The sequence below is a fragment of the Pseudomonas sp. GLN_2 genome (assembly GCF_043106005.1).
GTDB classification, from domain to species: domain Bacteria; phylum Pseudomonadota; class Gammaproteobacteria; order Pseudomonadales; family Pseudomonadaceae; genus Aquipseudomonas; species Aquipseudomonas alloputida.
On the sequence record NZ_JBICMC010000064.1, the window covers coordinates 1 to 26,990 of the forward strand.

At 63.1% G+C, this 26,990-nt stretch carries 33 protein-coding genes; 13 read left to right on the top strand and 20 right to left on the bottom strand.

All coding sequences use genetic code 11. The features are described 5' to 3' along the window. From ACF8Q6_RS14965 to ACF8Q6_RS14975, 3 genes are all read right to left on the bottom strand, one after another. On the bottom strand, positions 1–323 hold a 323-nt coding region (locus ACF8Q6_RS14965; protein WP_392499030.1), incomplete at its 3' end, for a nitronate monooxygenase. A gap of 50 nt (positions 324–373) precedes the next feature. Then, positions 374–544 (bottom strand): hypothetical protein, encoded by a 171-nt coding sequence (locus ACF8Q6_RS14970; RefSeq protein WP_392489865.1) that lies wholly within the window; start codon positions 542–544, stop codon positions 374–376. Positions 545–551: 7 nt separating this feature from the next. After that, a complete protein-coding gene (locus ACF8Q6_RS14975) occupies positions 552–854 on the bottom strand; it encodes a DUF1883 domain-containing protein (RefSeq protein ID WP_003250918.1) in 303 nt (100 codons plus the stop codon). Between the two features lie 159 nt (positions 855–1,013). Here ACF8Q6_RS14975 and ACF8Q6_RS14980 point away from each other — a divergent pair, with 159 nt between their 5' ends. From ACF8Q6_RS14980 to gorA, 5 genes are all read left to right on the top strand, one after another. Next, on the top strand, positions 1,014–1,373 hold the full coding sequence (locus tag ACF8Q6_RS14980) for a hypothetical protein (RefSeq protein WP_019438771.1): 360 nt from the start codon (positions 1,014–1,016) through the stop codon (positions 1,371–1,373). Positions 1,374–1,450: 77 nt separating this feature from the next. Then, positions 1,451–2,101 carry a c-type cytochrome gene (locus ACF8Q6_RS14985; RefSeq protein ID WP_392489866.1) on the top strand — a complete coding sequence of 217 codons (651 nt, stop codon included), beginning with the start codon at positions 1,451–1,453 and terminating at the stop codon, positions 2,099–2,101. Beyond that, positions 2,098–3,012: a c-type cytochrome gene (locus ACF8Q6_RS14990; protein ID WP_392489867.1), complete on the top strand. Its 915-nt coding sequence runs from the start codon at positions 2,098–2,100 to the stop codon at positions 3,010–3,012. The genes ACF8Q6_RS14985 and ACF8Q6_RS14990 overlap by 4 nt, the downstream gene beginning before the upstream one ends. A gap of 236 nt (positions 3,013–3,248) precedes the next feature. Further along, the gene (gene galU, locus ACF8Q6_RS14995) at positions 3,249–4,088 is read left to right on the top strand and encodes a UTP--glucose-1-phosphate uridylyltransferase GalU (protein WP_010954649.1); all 840 of its coding nucleotides are present in this window, start codon (positions 3,249–3,251) and stop codon (positions 4,086–4,088) included. 97 nt (positions 4,089–4,185) lie between these two features. Continuing rightward, a complete protein-coding gene (gorA, locus tag ACF8Q6_RS15000) occupies positions 4,186–5,541 on the top strand; it encodes a glutathione-disulfide reductase (RefSeq protein WP_392489868.1) in 1,356 nt (451 codons plus the stop codon). A gap of 133 nt (positions 5,542–5,674) precedes the next feature. Here gorA and ACF8Q6_RS15005 read toward each other — a convergent pair whose 3' ends face one another. The 6 genes from ACF8Q6_RS15005 to ribBA all read right to left on the bottom strand — a co-directional run bounded on the left by ACF8Q6_RS15005 (position 5,675) and on the right by ribBA (position 12,508). Continuing rightward, positions 5,675–6,982, bottom strand: a complete 1,308-nt coding sequence (locus ACF8Q6_RS15005) for a substrate-binding domain-containing protein (protein ID WP_392489869.1) — start codon at positions 6,980–6,982, stop codon at positions 5,675–5,677. A gap of 155 nt (positions 6,983–7,137) precedes the next feature. After that, on the bottom strand, positions 7,138–8,286 hold the full coding sequence (locus ACF8Q6_RS15010) for an ABC transporter ATP-binding protein (protein ID WP_004576591.1): 1,149 nt from the start codon (positions 8,284–8,286) through the stop codon (positions 7,138–7,140). Positions 8,287–8,303: 17 nt separating this feature from the next. Continuing rightward, positions 8,304–9,110 (bottom strand): ABC transporter permease, encoded by an 807-nt coding sequence (locus ACF8Q6_RS15015; protein ID WP_003256236.1) that lies wholly within the window; start codon positions 9,108–9,110, stop codon positions 8,304–8,306. Between the two features lie 6 nt (positions 9,111–9,116). Continuing rightward, positions 9,117–10,034, bottom strand: a complete 918-nt coding sequence (locus tag ACF8Q6_RS15020) for an ABC transporter permease (RefSeq protein WP_392489870.1) — start codon at positions 10,032–10,034, stop codon at positions 9,117–9,119. After that, on the bottom strand, positions 10,031–11,056 hold the full coding sequence (locus ACF8Q6_RS15025; RefSeq protein WP_004576593.1) for an ABC transporter substrate-binding protein: 1,026 nt from the start codon (positions 11,054–11,056) through the stop codon (positions 10,031–10,033). The genes ACF8Q6_RS15020 and ACF8Q6_RS15025 overlap by 4 nt, the downstream gene beginning before the upstream one ends. Before the next feature lie 330 nt (positions 11,057–11,386). Further along, positions 11,387–12,508, bottom strand: a complete 1,122-nt coding sequence (gene ribBA, locus ACF8Q6_RS15030) for a bifunctional 3,4-dihydroxy-2-butanone-4-phosphate synthase/GTP cyclohydrolase II (protein ID WP_392493796.1) — start codon at positions 12,506–12,508, stop codon at positions 11,387–11,389. A 78-nt stretch (positions 12,509–12,586) separates the two neighbouring features. Between ribBA and ACF8Q6_RS15035 the strand changes: the two genes are divergently transcribed. Continuing rightward, the gene (locus ACF8Q6_RS15035) at positions 12,587–12,880 is read left to right on the top strand and encodes a DUF1330 domain-containing protein (RefSeq protein WP_003256229.1); all 294 of its coding nucleotides are present in this window, start codon (positions 12,587–12,589) and stop codon (positions 12,878–12,880) included. Positions 12,881–13,080: 200 nt separating this feature from the next. On the opposite strand, the gene ACF8Q6_RS15040 is transcribed toward ACF8Q6_RS15035, so the two are convergent. Then, positions 13,081–14,100, bottom strand: coding sequence for an alpha/beta hydrolase (locus tag ACF8Q6_RS15040; RefSeq protein WP_392492354.1), 1,020 nt, complete (start codon positions 14,098–14,100; stop codon positions 13,081–13,083). A gap of 146 nt (positions 14,101–14,246) precedes the next feature. On the opposite strand from ACF8Q6_RS15040, the gene ACF8Q6_RS15045 reads away from it, so the two are divergent. The 6 genes from ACF8Q6_RS15045 (at position 14,247) to ACF8Q6_RS15070 (ending at position 18,319) form a co-directional block, all read left to right on the top strand. Then, complete coding sequence (locus tag ACF8Q6_RS15045; RefSeq protein WP_010954640.1) at positions 14,247–15,131, top strand: LysR family transcriptional regulator; 885 nt, start codon at positions 14,247–14,249, stop codon at positions 15,129–15,131. Between the two features lie 26 nt (positions 15,132–15,157). Beyond that, the gene (locus ACF8Q6_RS15050) at positions 15,158–15,559 is read left to right on the top strand and encodes a hypothetical protein (protein WP_003256224.1); all 402 of its coding nucleotides are present in this window, start codon (positions 15,158–15,160) and stop codon (positions 15,557–15,559) included. A gap of 134 nt (positions 15,560–15,693) precedes the next feature. Further along, positions 15,694–15,915 carry an MbtH family protein gene (locus tag ACF8Q6_RS15055; RefSeq protein WP_003256222.1) on the top strand — a complete coding sequence of 74 codons (222 nt, stop codon included), beginning with the start codon at positions 15,694–15,696 and terminating at the stop codon, positions 15,913–15,915. Further along, positions 15,912–16,631 carry a thioesterase II family protein gene (locus tag ACF8Q6_RS15060; protein ID WP_392492356.1) on the top strand — a complete coding sequence of 240 codons (720 nt, stop codon included), beginning with the start codon at positions 15,912–15,914 and terminating at the stop codon, positions 16,629–16,631. The genes ACF8Q6_RS15055 and ACF8Q6_RS15060 overlap by 4 nt, the downstream gene beginning before the upstream one ends. Before the next feature lie 57 nt (positions 16,632–16,688). Beyond that, the gene (locus ACF8Q6_RS15065; protein ID WP_003256219.1) at positions 16,689–17,240 is read left to right on the top strand and encodes an isochorismatase family protein; all 552 of its coding nucleotides are present in this window, start codon (positions 16,689–16,691) and stop codon (positions 17,238–17,240) included. A gap of 23 nt (positions 17,241–17,263) precedes the next feature. Beyond that, entirely contained in the window at positions 17,264–18,319 is a 1,056-nt protein-coding gene (locus ACF8Q6_RS15070) for a DUF1615 domain-containing protein (RefSeq protein WP_392492358.1), read from the top strand. Here the strand turns inward: ACF8Q6_RS15070 and ACF8Q6_RS15075 are convergent. From ACF8Q6_RS15075 to ACF8Q6_RS15120, 10 genes are all read right to left on the bottom strand, one after another. Further along, entirely contained in the window at positions 18,316–18,597 is a 282-nt protein-coding gene (locus ACF8Q6_RS15075) for a hypothetical protein (RefSeq protein WP_392499038.1), read from the bottom strand. The genes ACF8Q6_RS15070 and ACF8Q6_RS15075 overlap by 4 nt on opposite strands. 21 nt (positions 18,598–18,618) lie before the next feature. Further along, positions 18,619–19,482: a metal ABC transporter substrate-binding protein gene (locus ACF8Q6_RS15080; RefSeq protein ID WP_392489685.1), complete on the bottom strand. Its 864-nt coding sequence runs from the start codon at positions 19,480–19,482 to the stop codon at positions 18,619–18,621. After that, entirely contained in the window at positions 19,479–20,378 is a 900-nt protein-coding gene (locus tag ACF8Q6_RS15085) for a metal ABC transporter permease (RefSeq protein WP_003256215.1), read from the bottom strand. Before ACF8Q6_RS15085 ends, ACF8Q6_RS15080 begins: the two co-directional genes overlap by 4 nt. After that, positions 20,378–21,124, bottom strand: coding sequence for a metal ABC transporter ATP-binding protein (locus ACF8Q6_RS15090; RefSeq protein WP_012051924.1), 747 nt, complete (start codon positions 21,122–21,124; stop codon positions 20,378–20,380). The genes ACF8Q6_RS15085 and ACF8Q6_RS15090 overlap by 1 nt, the downstream gene beginning before the upstream one ends. Continuing rightward, positions 21,121–22,023 carry a metal ABC transporter substrate-binding protein gene (locus ACF8Q6_RS15095; RefSeq protein ID WP_392489684.1) on the bottom strand — a complete coding sequence of 301 codons (903 nt, stop codon included), beginning with the start codon at positions 22,021–22,023 and terminating at the stop codon, positions 21,121–21,123. The genes ACF8Q6_RS15090 and ACF8Q6_RS15095 overlap by 4 nt, the downstream gene beginning before the upstream one ends. Before the next feature lie 16 nt (positions 22,024–22,039). Next, positions 22,040–22,609, bottom strand: a complete 570-nt coding sequence (locus ACF8Q6_RS15100) for a DUF6162 family protein (RefSeq protein WP_003256212.1) — start codon at positions 22,607–22,609, stop codon at positions 22,040–22,042. Beyond that, complete coding sequence (locus ACF8Q6_RS15105; protein WP_392489683.1) at positions 22,606–22,926, bottom strand: hypothetical protein; 321 nt, start codon at positions 22,924–22,926, stop codon at positions 22,606–22,608. The genes ACF8Q6_RS15100 and ACF8Q6_RS15105 overlap by 4 nt, the downstream gene beginning before the upstream one ends. Continuing rightward, entirely contained in the window at positions 22,923–23,462 is a 540-nt protein-coding gene (locus tag ACF8Q6_RS15110) for a hypothetical protein (protein ID WP_012051926.1), read from the bottom strand. Before ACF8Q6_RS15110 ends, ACF8Q6_RS15105 begins: the two co-directional genes overlap by 4 nt. After that, complete coding sequence (locus ACF8Q6_RS15115) at positions 23,459–24,652, bottom strand: PepSY-associated TM helix domain-containing protein (RefSeq protein ID WP_392489682.1); 1,194 nt, start codon at positions 24,650–24,652, stop codon at positions 23,459–23,461. Before ACF8Q6_RS15115 ends, ACF8Q6_RS15110 begins: the two co-directional genes overlap by 4 nt. A gap of 177 nt (positions 24,653–24,829) precedes the next feature. Continuing rightward, positions 24,830–26,164, bottom strand: a complete 1,335-nt coding sequence (locus ACF8Q6_RS15120) for a lysine N(6)-hydroxylase/L-ornithine N(5)-oxygenase family protein (protein WP_392489681.1) — start codon at positions 26,162–26,164, stop codon at positions 24,830–24,832. A 174-nt stretch (positions 26,165–26,338) separates the two neighbouring features. Here ACF8Q6_RS15120 and ACF8Q6_RS15125 point away from each other — a divergent pair, with 174 nt between their 5' ends. Then, positions 26,339–26,785: a hypothetical protein gene (locus tag ACF8Q6_RS15125; RefSeq protein ID WP_392489680.1), complete on the top strand. Its 447-nt coding sequence runs from the start codon at positions 26,339–26,341 to the stop codon at positions 26,783–26,785. Positions 26,786–26,990: the final 205 nt, after the last annotated feature.

The following is a 26,990-nucleotide window of genomic DNA, read 5'->3' on the forward strand; positions in this document are numbered from 1 at the left end:
GCCGCGAAGTCGGCGCCCACTTCGCTGTAATAAGGCTCAAGTGCCTGCTTCCAGCGCGCATCCCGCTCGGCATCGGGCGCTGGCGGCTGGTGGCAGAAGAAGTTCAGGTTCAGCGGGCGCCCCGGGCAGCCGGCGCGGAATGCAGCGATCTCGGCGCGCACCTGTTCGCCGCTGAGCATGGCGCAGGGCAGGGCGCCCAAGCCACCTGCCAGGCCCACGGCAATGGCCATGGCCGAGCCGGTCGCCCCCGCCATGGGTGCCTGCAGAATGGGCAGCTCGATGCCCAGCAGGTCGAGGATACGGCGGTCGGGCCAATGGCTCATGCGATTCTCCTTGCGTGGGGCGAGCGATGCGGCGGGGCTAGCGGCAAGTCTTACAGGGCCTTGCTGACCTGGATGTCGCTGATTTTCTCAACGTCCTCGCCGTGGATCTTGCGCAAGGCCTCGAGGGCCTGCTCTTGCGAGGCATCGGGCATCAGCGCGAAATCCCAGCGACGCTGGCCGTCGAGCTTGTATTTGATGACGTACTTGATGGTCTGGGTCATGGTGGCCTTATCTGAGTTTCGACGACGAGCGACGGATGATCTTGATCTTGTGGGTCAGCGTTGGCTTGCGGGTGACCGAGATCGGGCGAGTGGTGACGGTATCGATGGTGATGTTCCAGAAGCCGGTGCTGGGTACGGTGATCTTCGCCGGAAACTTCTCGAAATGGCCGCCGTGGTAGGTATGACGGCCGCCGTTCTTGAAGCTGCGGAAGTTGGCGTCGTTCATCAGGCGGATATTGCAGCGCTGGGAGCACTCGATGACGACGATATCGTCCTCGTTGAGGTGCTCGCGCTGGTGTACGAATTTCATGTGATGCTCCGCAAGGTTTGGATCTGCAAAAGCAAAAGATACCACGATGTGCCGTTACACTGCCGCGTTGATCGCCAGGCGTAGATAATTCTGCCAAAGCAGGGAGCAAAACCGCCTGGATGTGGTCGAAGCGAATTCTTGAAGGCAGAGGTGCAGCAAATGAAGTGGATGGTGGCGGCGTTGTCGGTGACGCTCGGTGGCTGCGTGAGCGTCGCGGAGCTGGAGCAATCGCGTGAAACGATGGATGTGATCTCTGGCAAGAGTCCACGCGCCTATGCCGACTGCGTAAAGGAGAAGCTTGCCGATACGCGTGACCCGCTGACCGAAGAGCAGCGTGGCGACGGCCTGCGGCTGATCGTACCGCAGAAAATCACCTCAGGTGCCGGCCCAGCGGCGCTGGTGGATATCGACAAGCGCGGCAGCGGCAGCAGCATCAAACTGCACGAGCGGCTGAATAACTTCCCGCTGCGCCTTGGCGATGTGCGCACTGCGGCAACACAGTGCATCTCCGGAAGTTGATCTGAAGCAACGGGTCCTCCTTTCTCTGCTTATATGTTTTAAGCCTAAACATATAACAAAAGAAAAGGAGATTCGTGATGACACCGTTGAGACGCGTGATGATCGGCAGCTTGCTGATCCTGGCCTGGCCCGCGGCACATGCCGCTGACGGTCAGAAGGTCTTCACCCAGGGTGGGGCCAACCCCGCCGCCATGGCCTGCCTGGGTTGCCACGGCCCGGACGGCAAGGGCATTGCGGCTGCCGGCTTTCCACGTTTGGCCGGGCTACCGGCCGGCTACCTTGCCAAGCAGTTGCAGGACTGGCGCAACGGCAGCCGCAAGCAGCCAGTGATGGAACCTTTGGCCAAGGCCCTGAGCGACGACGAAATCAAGGCCGTCAGTACCTACCTGGCCAGCCTGCCGGCAGCGCCCGCTGGCGAGCTGCACCGCCAGCAAATTGCCGATGACCCGACCACCCGCATGGCCCTGTACGGCGACTGGAGCCGGCAGATTCCAGGTTGCGTGCAATGCCACGGGCCGGGTGGCGGCGGGGTGGGCGAACACTTCCCGCCCTTGGCCGGCCAGCCCGCCAGTTACCTGGTGGCACAGCTCAATGCCTGGCGCGACGGCAGCCGCAGCAATGACCCCAACCAGCTGATGGTCGGCGTGGCCAAGGCCATGACCGATGACGAGATCAAGGCTGTTGCCGAGTTCTTTGCCCGCCCCGTCCGCCAGGAGGTCACGCCATGAAAGCCCTGATTCCCGCCTTGTTGCTACTGGCCGTGGGCAGCGCCCAGGCCACGCCGATCGCCATGGAAGACCAGTCGCAGTTGAAGGTGCCCGGTGTGCAGGCTGCACCGCAGTTCGTGCCGCCCGCTGAGCGTGAGTTGCCCGATAATGCCTTTGGCAAGAGGGTGCGTGAAGGCCATGCCTTGTTCGTCGACACCCGCCGATTGATGCCCGAGGCGGTGGGCAACGGCATGAACTGCAGTAACTGCCACCTCGATCAGGGGCGGTTGGCGCATTCGGCGCCGCTGTGGGGTGCCTACCCGATGTATCCGGCCTATCGCAAGAAAAATGACAAGGTCAACACCTTCGCCGAGCGTATCCAAGGGTGTTTTCAGTTCAGCATGAATGGCAAGCCGCCGGCCGCTGACAGCCCGCAGATGACGGCCCTGGCGGTGTACTCATACTGGCTGTCGACCAAGGCGCCAACCGGCGTGGAGATTGCCGGACGTGGTTATCCGGAGGTGGCACAACCCAAGGGTGGTTATGACTTCAAGCGCGGCCAGCAGGTTTACCGTGAACAATGCGCGATTTGCCATGGCGATAACGGTGAAGGGCAAAAGGTCGCCGGCGAGTACGTAATGCCGCCGCTTTGGGGCAAGGACTCCTACAACTGGGGGGCCGGCATGCACCGCATCAATACCGCTGCGTCGTTCATCAAGTACAACATGCCGCTTGGCAAGCCGGGCAGCCTCAGCGATCAGCAGGCCTGGGACGTGGCGGCGTGGATCAACCGCCACGAGCGGCCACAGGACCCGCGTTTGGTAGAGGGATCCATCGAGAAAACGCGGGTGAAATTTCATGCCAATGATGGGGTGAACCTGTATGGTCAGCAGGTTGATGGGGTGCTGATCGGACAAGGAACGGGTAGCTGAGGTCAGCCAGTGGCGGTCTCTTCGCGTGTGAGCCCGTAGAAGAGGCCGCCACCGGCACGCTGATTTCCCTGTCATCCAATGGTCATGTATGACAGCAATATTTACGATCCCCCGGAACTATCTACACTGGGATATCTCTATGATGGCAACGGTCGTTATCGGGGGCATTGTAAGGTGACTGCCGCCTGATTAGACTGCGCCGAATTCCACAGGCCTAGCCTTTTGTAAGGACGTATATGATCAAAAAATGCTTGTTCCCGGCAGCCGGCTACGGCACGCGCTTCTTGCCTGCTACCAAAGCCATGCCCAAGGAAATGCTGCCGGTGGTCAACAAGCCACTGATCCAGTATGGCGTTGAAGAAGCATTGGATGCGGGTCTGAACGAGATCTCCATCGTTACCGGGCGCGGCAAGCGCGCCCTGGAAGACCACTTCGACATCAGCTACGAGCTGGAAAACCAGATCAAGGGCACCGACAAGGAAAAATACCTGGTCGGTATTCGTCGCCTGCTCAACGAGTGCTCGTTCTCGTACACGCGCCAGACCGAAATGAAGGGCCTCGGCCACGCCATTCTTACTGGCCGCCCATTGATCGGCGACGAGCCGTTCGCGGTGGTGCTGGCGGACGACCTGTGCGTCAACCCGGAAGGTGACGGCGTGCTGACCCAGATGGTCAAGCTGTACAAACAGTACCGCTGCTCGATCGTCGCCATTCAGGAAGTCGACCCGCAGGAAACCAACAAGTATGGTGTGATCGCCGGTGAGATGATCCGTGACGACATCTTCCGTGTGACCAACATGGTCGAAAAACCGGCCCCGGAAGACGCGCCTTCGAACCTGGCGATCATCGGCCGTTATATCCTGACCCCGGATATCTTCGACATCATCGCCAACACCAAGCCAGGCAAAGGCGGTGAAATCCAGATCACCGATGCCCTGCTGCAGCAGGCGAAGGATGGCTGCGTGATTGCCTATAAGTTCAAGGGCAAGCGTTTCGACTGCGGTGGCGCCGAAGGCTACATCGACGCGACCAACTTCTGCTTCGAGAACTACTACAAGACTGGCAAGGCTTACTGATAAGCCCTGCTGGCCTCAAAGCCATCCTTCGGGGTGGCTTTTTTGTTTGCGGCGGCCAACGGCGGTATGCTGGACGCCTGCCTGGGAGAGTGAATACATGGCCTTCGATTTTGATCTGTTCGTGATTGGCGCCGGGTCCGGTGGTGTGCGCGCAGCGCGTTTTGCTGCCGGTTTTGGCGCAAAAGTGGCAGTGGCTGAAAGCCGCTACCTGGGGGGGACCTGCGTCAACGTCGGTTGTGTGCCGAAAAAACTGCTGGTATACGGCGCGCACGTTGCCGATGAGCTGGAGCAAGCCGCGGGTTTCGGTTGGACGTTGGAAGAGGGGCATTTCGACTGGGGTACCCTGATTGCCAACAAGAATCGGGAAATCGAGCGCCTCAACGGCATCTACCGTAACCTGCTGGTCAACAGCGGGGTGACCCTGTTGCAGGGCCACGCGCGTCTGACGGGCGCCAACGAAGTGGAAGTGGACGGTCAACGCTACACCGCCGAGCATATTCTGATCGCTACCGGTGGCTGGCCGCAGGTTCCGGACATCCCTGGCAAGGAACTGGCCATCACCTCCAACGAAGCTTTCTACCTCAAGGGCCTGCCGCGCCGCGTGCTGGTGGTGGGTGGGGGTTATATCGCCGTCGAATTCGCCGGCATCTTCCAGGGCCTGGGGGCCGACACCACACTGCTGTACCGTGGCGACCTGTTCCTGCGCGGCTTCGATGGCTCGGTGCGCACCCACCTGAAGGAAGAGCTGGAAAAACGCGGCCTCGACCTGCAGTTCAACGCCGACATCCAGCGCATCGACAAGCTTGAAGATGGTCGCCTGAAAGCCACGCTCAAGGACGGCCGCGAGCTGGTAGCCGACTGTGTGTTCTATGCCACCGGCCGGCGCCCGATGCTGGACAATCTGGGCCTGGAGAACACCGGCGTCGAGCTGGATGAGCGCGGTTACATCCGGGTTAATGAGCAGTACCAGACCACCGCGCCCTCGATTCTCGCCATTGGCGATGTGATCGGCCGCGTGCAGTTGACCCCAGTGGCCTTGGCTGAAGGCATGGCCGTGGCGCGGCGCCTGTTCAAACCCGAGCAGTACCGCCCGGTGGATTACCTGAACATCCCCACTGCGGTGTTCAGCCAGCCACCCATCGGTACCGTAGGCTTGACCGAAGAGCAGGCGCTGGAGGCCGGGCACAAGGTGCAGGTATTCGAAAGCCGCTTCCGGGCCATGAAGCTGACCCTGACCGACATTCAGGAAAAGACCCTGATGAAGTTGGTGGTCGATGCCGAGACCGACAAGGTGCTGGGTTGCCACATGGTCGGTCCTGACGCTGGCGAAATCATTCAGGGCCTGGGCATTGCACTTAAAGCCGGTGCGACCAAGCAGCAGTTCGATGAAACCATCGGCGTGCACCCGACGGCGGCCGAAGAGTTCGTGACCATGCGCACCGTCACCCGCTGATGACGCGGAGCCTGCTGTACAGCCTGTAGACGCAGCCTAGTGCTGCAACGAGGCCCTTGCTGACACCGAAACGCTTCTGTCATTCGGGCCTTGTTGCAGCACAAGGCTGCTTCAGGGGGGGTACAAGGCCGGATCAATACACCCACACCTCGACCCGCCGGTTGCGCAGCCGGCCTTGCTCCTGTTCATTGCCGGCCACTGGCAATTCATCGCCCATCCCGGTCACCTGCAGCACCTCCACGCCACCGCGCGCCAGTTCGCGGCGCACCGCTTGCGCACGCAGGCGGGAGAGCAGGGCTGCGCGCCCGGGCGTTTCCTTGGGGTCGCCGAACCCCACCAGCACTGCCTTGCCCTGCAGCTTCCCGGCCTGGCGCAGGTAATCTGCCACCCGCTGCACATCGCGCAAGGCCTTGTTGTCCAGCCTCGCGCTTCCTTCCTGGAAGCGGAAGTTCACACTCAGCCGCTGCGCCTGCAGGGCCAGGATGCGATAGCGCGGTGGCATGTCGCTTTGGGGGGCGACAGACAGGGCCTTGATCTGCTGCGAAACGAAACCCTGCTGGGCGATGATCGCCTGGCCGGCCGGGCTCTGAGCGAAATCGGCCAGGGCCTTGGCCTGGGGCTTGGGGTTGGCTGGCAAGTAAAAATACAGGCGCCGCGAGAGCGGGTAGTCCTCACTGGCCACCCGTGCGCGCTCCGGCAGCATGGCCGGTGCGTCGCCCTCGGCCACCGCCAGCACCTTGGCCCCGTGTACGGCGGCCAGGCTGCTGAAACCGATGGCCTGGCGGTCGGTACCCACGTGTACCGCCAGTTCGTCGCTGGACTCGAAGCGCCTGGCCTTGACCGAAATTTCGGCGTGCTGAGGTTCCAGCACCAGTGCCTTGAAGGTCTCGAAAGTGCCGGAACGGTCGTCTCGGGCATACAGGTGAATGGCCCCGCCAGGTATGCCCAGTTGTTCCCAGTGCTGGATCTGTCCAGAGAAAATTTCCGCCAGTTGCCGGGTGTTCAGTTGGGGTATTGGGTTGTCGGGGTGGACGATGACCGCGACGCCGTCGAGGCCGATCACTTGTTCTGCGCCGGCTGCGCGCAGGTCGCCCAGCGCCTGCAACTGGCGCACTTCACTGTCGTTGATCGGCCGCGAGGCGGCGGCCAGGTCAGCCTCGCCACGGCCCAGCGCGACAAAGCCGGTGCTTGAGCCGTGGGCGGCAATGTCGATGCGCAAGGGCTGACCATGCACGTCGCGGGCGGTAATCACCCGCTCGTTGGCGACCTTGCCTGGCTGTTGTGCGATGGCGGTGGCCTGCTGCGCGCGCAATTGCCCCTGCACCAGCGCCGGCATCAAGGCCGCGCCGATGGTGTTGGAGCCTTGGACACGCAGGTGCAGGGGCTCAGGCAAGGTCGCTAGTGGAAGCAAGGTGAGCAGCAAGACAAGCAGGCGGAGCATGCCGGGTGGCCTATGGCACAGTATTGGCCGGCAGATTACGACAGTGGCGTGATGATAATGTGACGGGAGCGTACACCTTCAAGCGTGCAGCGCCTGCCAGATCGTGCGCCGCGCGGGCGACGCTCGATCTGGCAGGCGCTGCAACGCTGAAGAGGTTAATGTGCCCCGGCCGACTTGCTCAGGTCGCTCTCGGCCCATTCGGTATAAATGCAAGCGTCGGCCACTGCCCAACGCACCTTCACGCTGTCGCCCGGCTGCATCGGCATGCCCGCGGCCGACAGGGCCTTCACCGTCAGCTCGGTACCCCCTGCAGTCACCACATGACAGGTCTGGCTTTCACCCAGGAACAGCACTTCGCCCACCTTGGCACTGACCTCGTTCCAGCCCGCCGGCAATGGCTCGCGCGCCGCTTGTTCGGCGGTCAGGGCCAGGGCTTTTTCCGGACGCACCATGATCAGCGCATCCTGCTCGGCGGCCAGGCCTGGGGTGAGGCGGATGGCCACTGGTTGGCCCTCGAAGCTGCCTGCGCCATTGCTGCTGGCCTTGATCCGCAGGAAGTTGGAGTTGCCCAGGAACGACGCAACAAAGGCATTCGGCGGATTCTGGTACAAGTCGTACCCGGTGCCCAGGCCGACGATCTTGCCGTGGCTGAAGATGGCGATGCGCTGCGACAGGCGCATGGCCTCTTCCTGGTCGTGGGTCACGTAGACAATGGTAATGCCCAGGCGGCGGTGCAGCTGGCGCAGTTCGTCCTGCAGGTCTTCACGCAGCTTCTTGTCCAGCGCGCCAAGCGGCTCGTCCATCAGCAGGATGCGTGGCTCGTACACCAGCGCCCGGGCAATCGCCACGCGCTGCTGCTGGCCGCCCGACATTTGCGAGGGTTTGCGGTGCGCGAACGGCTCCAGTTGCACCAGCTTGAGCATGGCGTCGACGCGCTTGGCGGTTTCGGCAGCGCCGAGTTTGCGAATGGCCAGTGGGAAGGCGATGTTGTCACGCACATTCAGGTGCGGGAACAGCGAATAGCGCTGGAACACCATGCCGATATCGCGCTTGTGCGGCGGCACATTGACCAACGACTGGCCGTCGACCAGGATCTCGCCGCTGCTGGGTGTTTCGAAGCCGGCCAGCATCGACAGGGTGGTGGACTTGCCCGAGCCGCTGGAACCGAGGAAGGTCAGGAACTCGCCGTCCTGGATCTCCAGGTCGAGGTTGTCCACGGCGGTGAAGTCGCCGTAGTGCTTGTTCAGGCCGCGCAGGCTGACCAGGGTTTTGCCGTGCGCGTTGTCTTTGATCACTGCACTCATTGTTGTTTTCTCCGCGCTCAGGCGTTTTCGGTGCGCCGGCGCAACGCGGCGGCAATGAACATGACCAGCAACGACAGGCCGATCAGCAAGGTCGAAGCCACGGCGATGACCGGGCTAAGGTCCTGGCGCAAGGTGGTCCACATCTTCACTGGCAGGGTCTGCAGGTCGGGGCTGGCCATCATCACGCTCAGCACCACTTCATCCCAGGACACCAGGAAAGCGAACAGGCCACCGGCGATCATGCCGGGGCGGATGGCCGGGAACGTGACCTTGAAAATGGCCTGCAGGCGTGAGGCACCGCAGATCACCGCAGCATCTTCGATCGACTGGTCGAATAGCTTCAGCGAGTTGATGATCGAGATGATCGTGAACGGCAGGGCGACGATCACGTGGCTGACCACGAAGGCGAACAGCGTGCCGGTGTAACCTAGCTTGAGGAACAGGGCGTATACCGCCACGGCAATGATCACCAGCGGCACGATCATCGGCATGGTAAACAGCCCGTACAGCAGCTCGCGGCCCGGGAAGCGGCCACGCACCAGGGCGAATGCGCTGGGCAGGCCCAGCAGCACGGCGGCGATGGTGGTCAGCACGGCCACCTTAAGGCTGGCCAGTGCGGCGTCCATCCACTCCGGGTTGGAGAAGAACTGGCCGTACCACTTGAAGGTCCAGCCCGGTGGCGGGAACACCAGCCACTGTGACGAGCCGAATGACAGCAACACAATGAAGACCACCGGCAGCAGCAGGAAGGCCGCGATGACCCCGGTGGTCAGGTACAGGCCCGTACGCAGCGGGCGGCCCATGGCATTGGGAGACAGGAGCATGGCGGTTTACCTCGCGTTGCCAACCGGGGATTCCGGCTGCAGCTTCAGGTACAGGTAGAAGAGCACCAGGGTGATCGCCACCAGCAGTGCGGCAGCGGCGCTGGCCAGGCCCCAGTTGAGGAACGACTGCACCTGCTGGATGATGAACTCAGGCAGCATCATGTTCTGCGCGCCCCCCAGCAGCGCCGGGGTGACGTAGTAACCGAGCGACATCACGAACACCATCAGCGCCCCGGAGAACAGCCCCGAGCGGCACAGCGGCAGGAACACCTTCCAGAAGTTGGTCCACGGGCTGGCGCCACAGATCGAACCTGCCTGCAGCACCATCGGGTCGATGGCGTGCATGGTCGCCTGCAGTGGCAGCACGATGAACGGGATCATGATGTAGCTCATGCCGATTACCACGCCGGTGAGGTTGTGCACCATTTCCAGCGGGGCATCGATGATGCCCATGGCCATCAACGCCTTGTTGATCACCCCCGAGCTCTGCAGCAGCACCAGCCACGAGTAGGTACGTGCCAACAGGCTGGTCCACATCGACAACAGCACGATGTTCAGCAGCCAGCGGCCCCAGCCCTTGGGCACCAGGGTGATTGCCCAGGCCAGCGGGAAGCCCAGCAGCACGCTGATCAGGGTAACCACGCCGGCCACCGAGAAGGTGTTGAACAGCACCCGTGCATAGGCCGAGTTGGCGAACAGCTGCTCGTAGTTACCCAGCCCTGGCGTTGGCTCCAGCACTCCGCGCAGCAGCAGGCCGACCAGCGGGGCGAAGAAGAACAGGCCAAGGAACAGCAGGGCGGGCAGCAGGTTGCGGCTGCCTTTCCAGCGCTGGCTCAGGCTGGCACGGCGCGGTGCGGTGCCCGGGGCGCCGGCACCCGTGGGGGTGCCTTGCGCATTGTGCAGGGCGTTGATGGCGACTTTCATTTGACCAACCACTCATTCCAGCGGGCCGCGATGGCTTGACCGTTCTTGGCCCAGTAGGCGAAGTCGAGGGTGACCTGGTCCTGGGCGTAGGCAGTTGGCAGGTTTGGCGCGAGGTCTTTGTCCAGCTTGGCCACGCTGTCGACGTTGACCGGCGCGTAGGCGGTCTTGTTGGCGAATTCGGCCTGGCCCTCGGCGCTGCTGGCGTTGGCCAGGAATTTCATGGCCGCTTCCTTGTTCTTGGCGCCTTTGGGGATGACCAGGAAGTCGGCCATGACCAGGTTCTGCTTCCAGCTCACACCCACCGGTGCACCGTCTTGCTGCAGGGCGTAGACACGGCCATTCCAGAACTGGCCGAGCGAGGCTTCACCTGAGGCCAGCAACTGCTGTGACTGGGCGCCACCGCCCCACCAGACGATGTCTTTCTTGATGGTGTCGAGCTTCTTGAAGGCGCGGTCCAGGTCCAGCGGGTACAGCTTGTCGGGGGCTACGCCGTCGGCCAGCAGGGCCAGTTCCAGCACGCCGGGGCTGGGCCATTTGTACAGGGCTCGCTTGCCGGGGTAGGCCTTGGTGTCGAACAGCGCGGTCCAGTCCACCGGCTTGTTGGCCCCGAGCTTGCCTTCGTTGTAGCCGAGCACGAAGGAGAAGAAGAATGACCCGACGCCATGGTCGGAGACGAAGCGTGGGTCGATCTTGTCGCGCTTGATCTGGTTGAAGTCGAGGGGTTCGAGCAGGCCTTCGCTGGCAGCGCGCAGGGCAAAGTCGGCTTCGACGTCGACCACGTCCCACTGCACGTTGCCACTCTCGACCATGGCCTTGAGCTTGCCGTAGTCGGTGGGACCGTCCTGCACGACCTTGATGTTCGTGGCTTTGGTGAACGGTACTGCCCACGCTTCTTTCTGGGCGTCCTGGGTCGTACCGCCCCAGCTGACGAAGTTGAGGCTGTCGGCGGCCTGGGCGGCCTGACATGCCAGGGTCAGCAGGCTGGCGGACAGCACTGCGGTTACACGTTTGCTTAACAGCATGGTTACGCCCTCGTTGCTTTTGTTATTCGAGGCGGGGCTTGTGGTGCGCCCGCCAACTGTGTTCGGGGAGCAGCTAAAACAAAGTGTTCTGATGGCCGTTTTTAATTGTAGGTGCCGGCCTGTAGGTTTAAGGTCTACGGGATATCATATTATGGTATTCCAAGATTTTGGCAAGAGGCATGGGGCGACCGGCCATCACTCCGCCCTGTCAAAAGCACCAAGGGCCCTGTAGGAGCGGGTTTACCCGCGAACGCGTCGGTGGTGTCAACCTCGCATTCGCGGGTAAACCCGCGCCTACAGGGCCCCGCTAAATCAATTGCTTGTGTGTTCTCAGCCATCCATCCCCGAGTCGAACGGGATGCTCTGCACCACCTCCAGCTCATACCCCGCCAGCCCCGCGTATTTCAGCGGTGGCCCCAGGTGACGGAGCTTGCCCACGCCAAGGTCCTGCAGAATCTGCGCCCCGGTACCCACTTCGGAATACACCTTGGACTGGCCACGTTGATAGGGCCGCACAGGGTGGGTCAGGTGTGGCACGCGCTCGAGCAAGGCCTGGGAGGATTCGTGGTTGGCCAGGATCACCACCACGCCAGTACCTTCCTCAGCCACCTTCTGCAGCGCCGCCCACAGCGTCCAGTTGGCGGGGCCGGCGTACTCGGCACCCACCAGGTCGCGCAGCGGGTCGATCACATGCACCCGCACCAGGGTCGGCTGTTCGCGGCGAATGTCGCCCATGACCATGGCCATGTGCACGCCACCTTCGATGCGGTCTTCATAGGTGACCAGGCGGAAGGCGCCATGCACGGTCGGTAGCTCGCGCTCGCCGATGCGCTTGATGGTCTGCTCGGTGCTCAGGCGGTAGTGGATCAGGTCGGCGATGGTGCCAATCTTGATGCCATGCCGGGCGGCGAACACTTCCAGGTCGGGGCGACGGGCCATGGTGCCGTCGTCATTCAGCACTTCAACGATGACCGAGGCCGGGCTGAAGCCGGCCAGGCGTGCCAGGTCGCAGCCGGCTTCGGTGTGGCCGGCACGGGTCAGCACGCCGCCTTCGCGTGCCCGCAACGGGAAGATGTGGCCAGGTTGCACCAGGTCTTCGGGGCGGGCGTTGGGGGCCATGGCCGCTGCCACGGTGCGTGCCCGGTCTGCGGCGGAAATGCCGGTGGTGACCCCGGTGGCCGCCTCGATCGACACGGTGAACGCGGTGCTGAACACGCTACCGTTGGCCGGAACCATCTGCTCCAGGCCCAGGCGCTGGCAGTGATCGTCGGTCAAGGTCAGGCAGATCAGGCCGCGTGCCTCGCGGGCCATGAAGTTGATGGCCTGGGCGTCGCAGCGCTCGGCGGCGATCAACAGGTCGCCTTCGTTTTCCCGGTCCTCGTCATCCACCAGCAGGACCATCTTGCCTTGCCGGTAGTCCTCGAGAAGTTCCTCGATGGTGTTGAAAGCCATGGTGCACGCTCACTGTGGTGGGGTGAATTTTATGGTATACCATCATACACAAATATCGCCGTAACAGGAGAGCTGCACATGAAGGCCTACTGGATCGCCCATGTGGACGTGACCGACCCCGAGCAGTACCAGCAATACACCCAGCGCGCCCCGGCTGCCTTCAAGGCATTCGGCGGGCGCTTCCTGGCCCGTGGCGGGCGTAGCGAGGCGATGGAAGGGCGAGCTACGCCTCAGCGTAGTGTGGTGATCGAGTTCGATTCGTACGCGCAGGCCGTCGCCTGTTACCGCTCAGCGCTGTACCAAGAGGCATGCAGTCATCGCCAAGGGGTGGCGAAGGCTGAGGTGATCATTGTGGAAGGGTTTGAGCCCTGAACAGGATTTGCCGGCCCTTTCGCAGGGAACCCGCTCCTACACAGGCCACCACAGAATTTGACGTTTGTGGTGGCCTGTGTAGGAGCGGGTTTACCCGCGAAAGGGCCGGATCTGCCGCACCGATGGCTCATTGAAGCCTGCGGGCCGTTTCCGCAAATAGAAGCAAAAGACCCGCCCAGGCGGGTCTATTGCTCATTGCCTCACTGCAGATGCACTTTAAGTTCGTTGCCCGCCTGCCGCAGCGCCGCCTTTACTGCCGGCACTTGGCTCAACGGGTTGAGCAGCCCATAGTCATGAATCATTCCGTTGTAGCGCACCGAGGTTACTGTCACGCCCGCCGCATTCAACTTGCGGGCATACGCCTCACCCTCATCCCGAAGCACATCGAACTCAGCCGTTTGCACCAGGGCCGGCGGCAAGCCCTTCAGCTGTTCGGCGGACGCCCGCAGCGGCGAGGCGTAGATCTGCGCTCGCGCCTTTGCATCAACGGTGTAGTTGTTCCAGAACCACTTCATCATCCCGGTGGTCAGGAAGTGTCCTTCGGCAAACTGCTTGTACGACGCTGTCTCGAAGCTGGCATCGGTCACCGGCCACAGCAGCAGCTGGAAGCGCAGGGCAGGGGTGCCGGCCTCTTTGGCCTTGAGTGCAACCACCGCCGCCATGTTGCCGCCAACGCTGTTGCCGGCTACTGCCAGGCGCTTGCCATCCACGCCGATCTCCTTGCCATGCTCGGCCACCCACCGAGTCGTGGCGTACGCCTGGTTGATCGCCGTCGGGTAGTGCGCTTCCGGTGACGGGGTGTAGTCCACATAGACCGCAACCGCACCCGAGCCGACCACCAGGTCGCGGATCAGTCGCTGGTGGGTTGGGAAGTCGCCCAGCACCCAGCCGCCGCCGTGGAAGAACATGAACACTGGCAGATCACCTTTGACATTAGTCGGGCGTACCACTTGCAGCTTGATTGATTGGCCATTGGCCTGAATCGTGCGTTCCTTCACTTCGATCCCCGAGAGGTCGACCTTTACCGAGGCCTGGGCGCCGGTCAGTACCGCGCGGGCGTCGTTTGGTGAGAGCTGTTCCAGCGGCTTGCCACCCCCTTTCTCCAGGGCTTCGAGGAAGGCCTGGGTGTGTTGTTCGACACCAGGGCTGCCTGCGGCGAAGGCACTGGAAACAGACAGGGCCAGGACGGAGGCGGTGAGGGCTTTGTGGACAATGTTCATGAGCGAATCCTTTTCTGTGCAAGTGTTGGTAGTGGGCGTCTTGCCTGGCCTTAGGGGCCATCGCTGCGACTTGTGCGTAGATTAGGCAGATGCACTCGTGGGAAAAAGCCGCTATAAAGTGTTTGACTGTCAGCAAGAGCGAGACAATGAACCCTTACGAAGACATGCGGATCTTTGCCCAGGTGATGGAGGCCGGTAGTTTCACCGCTGCCGCCGACCGTCTGGGCATGTCCAAGCAATCGGTCAGCCGGCGTCTGATGCAGCTTGAAGAGCGCCTGGGCGTGCGCCTGCTCAACCGCTCCACCCGGCGCCTCGATGCCACGCCACTGGGGCAGCACTACTACCAGTCGGCCCTGCGCCTGCTGGGTGAAGTGCAGCAGGTCGAGCACGACATCAGCGGCCAGGCCCAGGTCCTGCGCGGCACCTTGCGCCTCAGTGCGCCGCTGTCGTTTGCCATGGCGCACCTGGGCTGCCTGCTGACCGAGTTTCTGCAGTTGCACCCCCAGGTTGATGTGGAGGTAGACCTGAGCGACCGCGCCGTGGACCTGATTGGTGAAGGCTATGACCTGGCGCTGCGGATTGGTGCACTGGAGGACTCCAGCCTGATCGCCCGGCGTATCGCCAGTGTCGAGCGGGTCTACTGTGCAAGCCCGGCGTATTTGCAAGCACGGGGAGTGCCGGGAAAACCGGATGAGCTCGCCGCGCATGATTGCCTGCCCTATGGGCATTCGCGGCAGGTGCAGTGGCAGTTCCACAAAGGTGGCAAAACCCAGGCAATTCAGGTGACCGGGCGCATGCGTGCGAACAATGGCGAGTTGCTGCGGGGGGCTGCGATTGCTGGGATGGGGGTCACTTACCTGCCGACCTTTATCGTTGGGCAGGCGTTGGCGGAGGGGCAACTGGTGACGGTTCTGGATGAGTGGCGCCCGCCCGCGCTGCAGCTTTCGGCGGTGTACCCGCAGCACCGGCAGGTGGCGCGGCCGGTGCAGGGTTTTGTGAGCTTCCTGCGTGCGCGGCTGGCGCAGCTCTGACCGTCGGTACAGGCTATGCTTGCCCTATGAGTACACCCGTTCCTTTACGCCAACCTTGCCCCCCTGGCGCCTGCGTCTGCGGCCGCGAGCAATTGGCCGACCATCCGCAGGCCGCCCAGCGCATCCTCTTGCTGACCCGGCAGGAAGAAAAACGCCTGCTCGAACGCCTGGAAAACCTGAGGGACCTGGAAGACCTTCAACGTCTGCAGCAGCGCCTGTACGAAAACCTCGGCATCCGCGTGCACATCGCCCCCGGTTACAACGAGGTACGGACCATGCGCGGCATCGTCATCGAGCTGGACGAGCAACCCGGGCTGTGTCGCAAGACCCGGCAGTCTATCCCGGCGGCAATCCGGCGCGGGCTGGAGCGTAATCCGCAGGTTGCGTTCCGGTTGCTCGATACGCATGACCTGTTGCGTGATACCTGAGCGTTGATACCAGCACCGGTCGCTCCCACACAGGGGCGCGTCAGTTCCGTTAATTTTTACAACGCTTGCTACGTCTACTTGAAAGCCACCCTGCGCCAGGCGCGCAGCGGCATCATCATTTAAGGAGACAGGCAATGACTTCCGTTTTCGACCGCGACGATATCCAGTTCCAGGTAGTGGTCAACCACGAAGAGCAATACTCGATCTGGCCCGACTACAAAGCCATCCCCAACGGCTGGCGAGCCGTGGGCAAAAGCGGCCTGAAGAAGGACTGCCTGGCCTACATCGATGAAGTCTGGACCGACATGCGCCCGCTGAGCCTGCGCCAGAAAATGGCCGAAGCTGCCGCCCAGTGACCGTGCTGAACCTGCTGTGCCTGCCGTACTCCGGGGCCAGCGCCATGGTCTACAGCCGCTGGCGGCGCAAGCTGCCGGCCTGGTTGCAGGTGCGCCCGGTGGAATTGCCTGGGCGGGGGGCGCGCATGGCAGAGCCGCTGCACACCGACATGCAAGTGCTGGCTCGGCAACTGGCCAGCGAGCAGCGCCTGACGGCAAGCGCTTCTTATGCGCTGCTCGGTCACAGCCTGGGTGCGCTGCTGGCCTTCGAGCTGGCCCATGAGCTGCAGGCATTGGGCTGCCCGGCGCCGCTGGCCTTGTTCGCCTGCGGCACCGCGGCACCTACCCGGCGTGAGGACTACGACGGCAACAACTGGCGCGAGCCCAAGAGCGACGCCGAGCTGATCAGCGAGTTGCGCGCGCTGCAGGGCACGCCTGAGGAAGTGCTGGCCAACGCTGAGCTGATGAGCCTGACCTTGCCGACCTTGCGCGCCGATTTTCTGTTGTGCGGCACTTACACCTACCGGCAGCGACCGGCGTTGCAGTGCCCACTGCATGTGCTGGCTGGCGTGGAAGACCGGGCCAGCGATGAGCAACTGCGGGCATGGCGCAGTGAAACCCAAGGCGCGTTCTCGCTGCAGATGTTCCCAGGTGGCCATTTCTTCATCCATGAGCAGGAAGACCGTGTGCTCGCTGCGCTGACCGCGTCGCTGCAACCGCTTCGGCTGTCCGCCTGATTGACGTCACCGCTTGCCTGGGGGAGGCTAGGGTTTTTCCCAGGCAAGAGGCAGACAATGCTGATCGATCCACTCAAGGCCACGCTGCTGGTCGTCGACATCCAGGAAAAACTGATCGGTGCCATGAGCGACCCCGAAGGCACTCGGGCGCGGGCCCGCTGGTTGCTGGCGGCGACTGCCGAGCTGGCGCTGCCGACGGTGATTTCCGAGCAGTACCCCAAAGGCCTGGGCCATACCCTGGCCGAACTGCTGGCCGCAGCGCCGGCAGCTGAAGTGGTGGAAAAAAGTCACTTTTCCTGTGTGGCTGCCGAGTGCCTGCCGGCCAGTTTGATGGCGCGCGAGCAGGTGATCGTCTGCGGCATGGAAACCCATGTTTGTGTGCTGCAGACCGTGCTCGGCCTGCTGGCGCTGGGCAAGCAAGTATTCGTGGTTGAGGATGCCTGCGACAGCCGCACCCCGGCCAGCAAGGCCGCAGGCCTGGCGCGCATGCGTGCCGCCGGCGCGCAGGTAGTGACCCGCGAGATGGTGCTGTTCGAATTGATGGGCAGTGCCGGGCACCCGCAGTTCCGCCACATCAGCAAAACCTATCTGGTCGGTGAACAGCCCTGAACGGCCGGTTACTGGCCATTTCGATGATGGCCCTGGCGCTGTTGCAAGGCTGTGCCGGGCGCCGGGAAGACGCGCCCGAAGCGGACCCGGCCAAAATCCGTGCGCAGCTCCTGCGGCTGTTGCCCGCCCAGGTCAAGGACCGCGAGGGTTGGGCCAACGATATCCAGGCAGCCTTCGAAGCCCAGCGCATAGCGCCCAGTAAAAGTAACCTGTGCGCAGTGCTGGCGGTGACCGAACAGGAGTCGACCTTCACTGCGGACCCGCAGGTGCCCAACCTTGGGCGTATCGCCCGCCAGGAAATCGACCGCCGCGCTGCGCGCCTGCATATTCCCAAATTGCTGGTCGACGGTGCGCTGAAGACGCCGTCGGGCAACGGCAAGAGCTACCAGCAGCGGTTGCAGACGGTGCGCAGCGAAAAGCAGTTGAGCGAACTGTATGACGAAGTCGTTGCTCGCGTGCCGCTGGGCAAGACCTTGCTGGGCGGGCTGAATCCGGTGCACACCGGCGGGCCGATGCAAGTCAGCATCGATTTTGCCGAAAAGCATGCGAGGGATTACCCCTACAGCCATGAAGGCACGATTCGCCAGGAAGTGTTCAGCCGGCGTGGCGGCATGTACTTCGGTATTGCCCACCTGTTGGGCTACCCGGCCAACTACGAGCGCCAGCTTTACCGTTTCGCCGATTTCAACGCGGGCTGGTACGCCAGCCGCAATGCGGCATTCCAGGCGGCATTGAGCAAGGTCACGGGGGTGAAGCTGTCACTGGACGGCGACCTGGTGGCGCCGGGGGCGATCATGCCGGGGACGACTGAACTGGCCGCGCGCAAGTTGGGGGTGAAGCTGGGGCTGCGTAACCCGCAGGTCCGAAGCCAGCTGGAGGAGGCCGACAGCCTGGCGTTCGAGGACAGCAAGCTGTACAGCGGGGTGTTCGCCCTGGCGGATGCCAAAGCCGGCAAGCCGGTGCCCCGCGCAGTGTTGCCGGGCATCGAGCTGAAGAGCCCGAAGATTACCCGCAAGCTGACCACGGCCTGGTTTGCCGGGCGGGTGGATGAGCGCTATCAGCGGTGCATGAAGCGTTAGCCTGGCAGCAACCGCGATCCTTGAGCGGGTTTACCCGCGAATACGGTGGTGGCGGCAACGGTGATCGGCGGGTGGAAATTGGCCAGCAGGGCCGGCCTCTTCGCGGTTAAACCCGCTTCTACACGACGGCCTGCGCTCAACCACTGACGCGTGTCCAATGTAGGAGCGGGCTTGCCCGCGAATACGGTGGTGGCAGCAACGGCGAACGGCGGGTGGAACTTGGCCAGCAGGCTCGGCCCTTTCTCGGGTGAACCCGCGCCTACGACGGCCCGTGCCATCCACCGCGCGGGCTTGTCCGATCAGCGCCCGCCCAATGCGCCAACCACTTGGTCAACGCTGGCTTTGAGCCCCGCAATCGCATCTTCAGGGTCACTCTCCACCACCACCAGCTTGGCCCCGGCCGCCTTGATCACCTCGGCCACTGCCGCGTCCGGCTGACGATGGTCCAGCACCAGCGCCACGTCCTGCGCCTTCAGGTTCTCTCCCAGCGCCTTGAGGGCGGCCGCATCCCATTCGGCCGGCAGTGGCTGCTCGACCGCATCCAGGTTCAACCCGTTGACCAGATATCCCAGCCTCTCCGACAGGCTCACCACCGTCAGGTTGTCGACTTTGGCCAGCCGCGTCTGGCTGCTGGCCGAAAGCTCCAGCAATTGGCGCTTGAGCCCTGCCAGGTTGCCCTGGATCTTTGCCTTGTCGTCCGGCGCCAGGCGCTCCAGGTCATTGGCCACCACGTCGGCCATGCGTCCGAGGTTGGTCGGGTTGAGCCAGGGGTAAGCACCATAGGCATCGTCACCGTTCACCGCAATGCCCGGCAGTGCGCCATCCACCGGTCGCGCGGCATCGATCTCGACAATGCGGATATTGCTGCGTCGGGCCATCGGGTACAGCGGGTCGTCACGCCAGATCGAACGCACCCCGATCACCGCATCTGCCTGCTGGGCGGCCTTGTGCAGGCCTGCGCCACCACGCCCGCTGAAATACGACGGTTGGCGGCTGGCAGGCAGGTTGGCCGGTGCTGCCTGCTGAAGCTGCACCGCAGTGCCGTCGAGCAGGGCGCTGGCCAGGCTGTGGGTGACGGGCAGGGTCGTCAGCACTTGCGTGGCGAAAGACAGGGACGGCAGGCCGGCCAGTACCAGCGCCAGGGTCAGGTGTTTGAAGTTCATGCCGGGTTTCCTTGCAGGCGGGGAACGAGGGCGCGGGCCAGGGCGGCCAGGGCAAAGCAGATGCCGGCGACCAGGATGATCGCGGCCCCTGACGGCACCGGCAGGTCGAAAACGATCGGCAGCAAAATACCGAGCAGGGTACTGATGGTGGCAATCAGCACCGACAGGAAGAAAAAGCCCTTGAGCGACTGGCTGACCAGGCGAGCGGCGGCAGCGGGGATGACCAGCAGCGCACCGACCAGGATGGCCCCGATCACCTTCACCGCAGCCACGGTCACCAACGTCACCAGCACCACGAACAGATAGTCCAGGGTCTTCACCGCTACCCCGCGTACAGCCGCCAGCTGCGGGTTGAAACTGGCCAGCATGATGCGGTTGTACAGCGGCAGCGCCAAGGCCAGCACCAGCGCCGCGACGATGCCCAGCACGAGCAAGTCCTGGGCGCTAACGGTCAGCACCGAGCCGAACAGCACGTTCTCGAGGATGTGCACGTTGATCTTGCCTGCCAGCATCAGCAGCAGGCTGGCGCCCAGCGCCAGCGACACCGACAGGAACACGCCAATCAGTGTGTCCGGCGACAGCCCGGTACGGTTGCGCAGGAAGTTGAGTAGGATGCCGAACAGCAGGCAGTAGCCGAACAGGCTGCCGTAAGGGCCGGTATAGGGCTCACCCAGCAGGATACCGATGGCCACGCCGGTCAGCGCCGCATGGCCGACCGCTTCGGAGAAGAACGCAAAGCGCTTGACCACCACCAAGGTGCCCAGGCCACCCAGCACCGGGCCGATCATCAGGCCGGCCAACAGGGCGTTGACCACGAAGCCGTAGGCCAGCGCCTCGGGCAGATAGCCGGCAGTGGCCCAGTCCTGGACCGTTTGGCGAAAGATTTCAAAACTCATCAGGCAAGGCTCTCGCTACGCGGGTGAACGGAGAACAGGCCGAGCAGGCGCTCCGGAGTCAGGGCCTGGGCAGGCGGCGCATCGAACAGCACCTGGCGGTTAAGGCCTGTTACCCGGTCCGCCAGACGCAACACGGCTTCCAGGTCATGCTCGATCCACAGAACGGTAGTGCCGGCCTGGCGCCAGCCCTGCAATAACTGTTCGAACACCTGGATTCCGGCTTCATCGAGGGCCGACATCGGTTCGTCCAGCACCAGCAACTGCGGCTCGGGGATCAGGCCTTGGGCCAGCAGCACGCGCTGGCGCTCACCGCCGGACAATGCACCCATGCGCCGCGTGCGCTTGTCGAGCATGCCAACCTGAACCAAGGCTGCATCAATGGCTGGCTTCACGCGCCGCGACAGGCCGAGGAAGGCCGGGCGGCGCTGGCACATGGCGGCCATGAAGTCGTCCACGGTCATTGGCAGGCCGCGGTCGAACTCCAGTGCCTGCGGCACGTAGCCAATCACTTCGCGCTCACCAGGCCAATGCAAGGTCAACTGGCCCTGGTGTGGCATCTGCCCGAGCAGGGTCTTGATCAACGAGCTCTTGCCGCCGCCGTTGGGGCCGACGATGGCGTGCACGCTGCCTGCTGCCACGCTGAAACTGACCTGTTCGAGGATACGCGTGCGCCCCAAGGTCAGGTCGATGCCAGTGAACTCGATGCGCGGTCCGCAGGCTGTCGCCAGGTTGGCGGCAGCGGTCATGCTCGGTTCTCCTGAATGGCGCGGACCACCGTGTCGAGGTTGCACTTCATTTCCACCTCGTACTTGTCCTTGGTGTACTCGCCGTAGGAGATATGCGTCAACGGATACAGGCGCACACCGGACTCACGCTGAATGGTTTCGACATAGGCCGACGGGAAGTCCATTTCCGAGAAGATCACCCGCACATCCAGCGCCTTGAGCTGGTCGATGGTCTTTTTCAGCTGCGCCGGGCTGGGCTCGATGCCATGGGCCGGCTCGACGACAGCGGTCACCTCCAGGCCGAAATCGCGCACCAGGTAGTCATAGGCGGCATGGATGGTAGCGACCCGGAACGTTGCGCCAGGGGCTTCGGTGACCTTGGCCAGGGCCTCGGCACGCAGGGCGCGCAGGCGCTTGGCGTAGGCACGGGCGTTCTGCGTGTACAGCTTGGCGTTGTCCGGGTCGAGTTTGCCCAGTTCACGGGCGATGTTGTTCACCTGGGCGATGGTGGTGCTGATCGACAGAAAGGTGTGCGGGTTGACCACCTTGCCGGCACCGCGCGCGGCAATGCCGGTGGCCGCTAGCAGCGGCACGTTCTGATTGGCTTCGATAGTGGCAATGTCGGGTTTTTCGCTGGTAGCGATCATGCGGTCTGCGAAATCGTCATGGCCAACACCGTTGAGCACCACCACGTCCAGCGTGCCGATGCGCTTGATGTCCTCGGCCCGCGGCTCGTAGGCGTGCGGGTTGAAGCCCGCCGGAATCAGGGGAACCACCTCGGCCTTGTCGCCGACAATATTGCTCACGTAGCTGTAGTAGGGGTGCAGGGTGATGCCGATTCGCAGCGGCTTGCTGTTATCGGCCAGGGCCATTGCCGGCAGGGCAAGGGACAGGAGCAGGGCGAGGGCGGAGCGAAACATGGGCGGGTCCTTGGGTTCAGTGACGGTGTTCGCGGGTGACCCCGGCGTCGTAGTGGCTGACCACTTGTTGCCAGCCAGCCGCGATCAGAGCGGCCTGGCCGAGGTCGTCCGGGATCACGGCGGCGCTGTCGCGGCGCAGCCAGATATCGGCTTGGCCTGTGCTGTCGGGGGGCAGGATCAGCAGCAGGCTGCCGGCCACTTCCGGGGCCTGGCTGCGGCCAAGGTAGGCGCCGGGTTCCAGCCATGACCATTGGTGGCCGCCACGGCTTTGGCTGCCGGCATCCACCACGAACGGCGGCAGGCCTTCTTCGGCCAGGGCCTTTACGCTGGGCGTGACGGCGTTTTCTTCGCGCAGGAGCTGGATCTCGTCGAAGGCTACCCGCAGGTCGGTGTAAAGGCCTTGCTCGGCGGCGGTGAGGTCACGGCGGGCGTCGATCTGGTGGCTGGCGATGGCCTGTTCGTCCTCGCGCTCACCGCGCAGCAGCACCACGCTGGCGGCGAGCACCACGATCAGCAAGCTTGCTAGCAGCACGTACAGGGTTTCGTGCCCGGCACCGGCCGGGCGAATGACGTGGGCGCGGCTCATGGCTGGGCGATATCGGCGTAGTCCACTTCCACCACGTGCCCGGGGCCAGCATCGAACAGCACGTAGAATTCGCCGTCCGGGCGTTTGAAGGTCAGCGTCGAGTCGTCGCCAAGCTTGCCGCCGACCAGCACCTGTTCGTCATAACCAATCACGTCCAGGGTCACTCCGGGGGCACCGCTGCCGTCCGAGAAACCGCCGGTGCACTTGACCTGACCGCTGGCCAGTTCTTCGCATTCGCACATCGGGTTGTGCGCCAGCGCAGGGCCGGCGACCAGTATCAGCAAGGGCAGCGCCAGGGTGCGCATCCGGTGATTCATTTGTTTTCTCCTTGTTTCTCGAGCCATGCCACAGTGGCTGGCGATGCCTTGGCCAGGGGGATCGACGCCTGGTGCATGCTGCCGTCCCAGCCTTCCAGGGTGATCCAGATGTGCGCGTCGGGTTTGGTACGCGGCGGAATCGGCAACGAGGTGCCCATGTTGTAAGGTGCACCGAAGAAAATGGTGCCGGCGGCGCGCAGGCTTCTTGGCTTGCCGATGCGCAGGTAGGCTGCCTTGACGTTTTTTATGCAGGCCTTGCACAGCGATGCATTGAACGATTTGAAGTAACCGGCGGGGCCGTCGGCGCGTGGCGCCTCGTCACGCAGTTCAGCAAGGTCGAGGCTGTAAGGGCCGACCTGGATGTCACTGATCACGTTGGCGCCAAGGCCGGCGTCGCCGCGGAACAGCCTGGCGTCGGCGAAGTACTTGGGCATGAAGCCCAGCGGGATCAGGATCAGCAGGATGTTCAGGTGAAAACGCCACTTCAGCCAAAGCTGCTTCAGCGGGCTGGCGGGCACGGCCTGGGCCTGGCTCATGAATGGATCTCCACGGTGGTTTCACTGTGTACTGCACGCGGAGCGCGCTCGCTGCGCTTGAGGGCCGCGGCGGTGGCCTGGGCGGTGCGCTTGGTCCAGATCAGCAGGCCGCTGAGCACCATCAGGGTGAGGATCAGGCCGAAGAAGAACCACACCAGCTTGATCGGCAAACCGCCAAAGTCGCCGGTGTGCAGCGGGCGCATGGACTCGGTGACGAACTCCAGGGCCGAACGGTCGCTGATCAGGAACTGGCTGTCGACATTGCGTGTGTACGGATTTACCGACGCACTCTGGAACATCAACGGGTACCAGCCCGGGCCAGACAGCATGACGTGGCTGTAGGCAGTGGCGGGGAGCGAGATGGAGGTCACTTCCAGCCCCGGGATCGCCAGCCCGGCAAGGCGTGCCGCCTCATCCAGGTCGATGCGCGAGGCGGGGCTGCCATCTGGCGTTTGTGGCACTTCCTCACGGGCGATCACCGGCACGATGGGCTGGCTGGAAAGGGTGATGTGGTTGTCGGACAGGATCGCCTGGATCAGGAACCAGGTGCCGGTGACGGAAATGACTGCAATGAACCAGATTGACCACACCCCGGACAGACGGTGCAGGTCACCCCAGAAAATTCGCGAACCATGGCCGGTACGCACGGGTTTGAAAAAGCCTCTCCAGAACTTCTTGTAAACCACCAGGCCGGTGACCAGCGAGGCGAGCATCGGCAGGCCGAGCAGCGAGACCAGGTACCAGCCCCAGCTGAAACCGTTGGTGAACGGCACCAGCCACCAGCCGTGCAGGGCGCGGGTGAAGGCTTCGAAGTTGAAGTCCGGGGTCTTGCCCTGAATGGTTCCGGTGTAGGGGTTTACATACAGCGTCGGGCTGGTGCCGTCAGGCAGTGTGACATTGGCTTTCACCGCGAAGTGCGAACCATCTGGCTGGCTCAGGCGTTCCACCACCATGTCCGGCTCGGCCTTGTTCAAGGCCTCCAGTACCTGCTGAAAGCTCATGCGCTCGGCGTCCGCGTCTGGCTTGTTGGCGCGCACAGCCGGATCGGCGAGCCAGACGATTTCCTGGCTGACCACGGCGAGCATGCCGGTGAAGCAGACGATCAGGACAAAGAACCAGATCGGCAAGGCGAGCCAGCTGTGGACCAGGAACCACAGCTTGGATTTGGATTTTTTCGGTGTTTGGGCCATCAGACGGTCTTCTGCTATGGGTGGTCGAGCGTGTGCCAACCAAAGAGTGCTGTACTGATAAGGACGAATGAGAATCGAAAACCTGCAGGTTAAAATGAAAGCAAATGTTTCAAAGCACAAACACCGGACTGCGCACGAGGCACCAGTCCGGCCTTGATGGCTGGTTGTAGAGAGGGGTCAGGCGCGGGTCAGTGCCACGGCTGCTTGGGGCTTTTCCTGCAACTGCTCCAGGTCCTGGTACAGCGCTCGGCCAATTTCCGCAGCGCGTGCCGGCAGGACCGAAAGCAGGGTGTCACTCAGGCCGTGGCTGTTTTCGCAGAAGCCCTGCAGGTACACCGAGGCTTGCAGGTCCGGGCTGGCCAGTACGCGGTAGTTGCGGTCGACGCTGAAGTCCTCCAGGTAATCGGCCAGCGGCGCGAGCAATTCGCGGTGCGAGCGGCGCTCGTAACCGGTGGCAAGGATAACGGCATCGTAGCGGTGGGTTTGCTGCTGGCCGGTGGCGAGGTCGCGCAGGGTCAGTTCCAGGCCTTCGCGGGTGGCCACCACCGCTTCCACCTGGCGCCGGCACAGCACATTGTGGCGGTGCTGATGGGCAACCTTCTGCCGATAGAGGATGCCGTAGATGCGCTCGATCAGGTTGAGGTCGACGACCGAGTAGTTGGTGTTGTGGTATTCGCCCAGCAGTTTGCTGCGCTGTTCGGCCGGTTCGTTGTAGACCAGGTCGGTATAGTCGGGCGAGAAAATCTCGTTGACGAAGGGGCTGTCGTCGGCGGGCTTGAGGGCCGAGCCGCGCAGAATCATGTCGACCTTGACTGACGGGTAGCTGTCGTTGAGGTCGATGAACGCCTCGGCGGCGCTCTGGCCTGAGCCGATCACGGCAATGCGCATGGGTTTGCCAGCCGTGCACGGCAGTTTGGTCAGGCTGCTCAGGTACTGCGAGTGGTGGAAGACTCGCGGGTCGTCCTTGAAGGCGCCGAAGTTTTCCGGGATTTTCGGCGTGCCACCGCTGCCCACCACCACTGAGCGGGTGGCGCGGCTGTATTCGCGGCCTTGTTTGTCACGCGTGATCACGCACAGGTGTTGGACCCGGCCTGCATGCATGTGCGGTTCGATGCGCAACACTTCCTGCCCATACACCGCCTGGGAGGCGAAATGCTCGGCGGCCCAGCGCAGGTAGTCGTTGTACTCCAGGCGGCAGGGGTAAAAGGTGCCGAGGTTGATGAAGTCGGCCAGGCGCTGCTTCTGGTGCAGGTAGTTGACGAAGCTGTAAGGGCTGGTTGGGGTACGCAGCGACACCAGGTCCTTGAGGAACGAGATCTGCAACTCACTCTGGGTAGCCAAGGTCTCGCCGTGCCAGTGGTAGTCTTGCTGCTTGTCGATGAACAGTGCGTCGAGTGCATGGCCCCGGGATTCGGCGAGCTCTTCCAGGGCGATGGCCAAGGCCAGGTTGGAGGGGCCGAAGCCCACGCCGATCATGTCTTTGATGGTTTCCTGCTGTGAAGACTGGCTCATGGCTGCGATTCCCTGAATGGTCGAATATGGACGCCCGCCGGGGCTCCGGCTCCTGCGCAAGTACATGAGTTGGAACGAGCCAGCCGAGGGGGAATTTAAGCGGGCTAAAGAACAGCGTGAGGCGGCCGATGTGTTGGTTACGGCAAGGACCCATCTTTCAGGCAGGGAATCAACATGAGCGGTATCACGGCAAGCAACCTGATGATCAATGGTGTTTCAGCGCAGACGCTGAGCGCGAACGCAGCAACCGAGCGTGAGCAGGCGAAACAGGCCGGTGAGGCGGTGGGGCCCTTGAGCATCAGCAGTGACAGCATGAAAGTGTCGGCGGGTAGCCCGGCGCAATCCACCGACACAGAAGGCAGTGGCGAGTCGGAGGCTGTGAGCGAGCTGCGTCAATTGATCAAGGATCTGCAGAAGCAATTGGCAGAGGATCAGAAACAGTTGGCTGCATTGCAGAACAGCAAGATGGACGAGGCTGCGAAAGCAGCAGCGGTTGGTGCCAAGCAGGCGAGCATTGCTACCCTCAATGGGCAGATCATGGCGGCCACGGCGCAGTTGCTGGAACTGTTGCAGCAAGAGGGCGGCAGCAGTGCGGGCGGGATGGTCAGCGCTACGGCCTGACTGGACATGCACAGGCCGCTGTAGGAGCGGGTTTACCCGCAAATGGGCCGGCCCTGCTGGCCAGTTTCCACCTGCCGTTCACCGTCGCCGCCGCGACCGTATTCGCGGGTAAACCCGCTCCTATGTATGGACTCGCCCACACTGTCTAGCTGCTTTTTTGAACATAGGAACCCGGTTGCATCTATGTATCAGGCCTGTTCGAGGA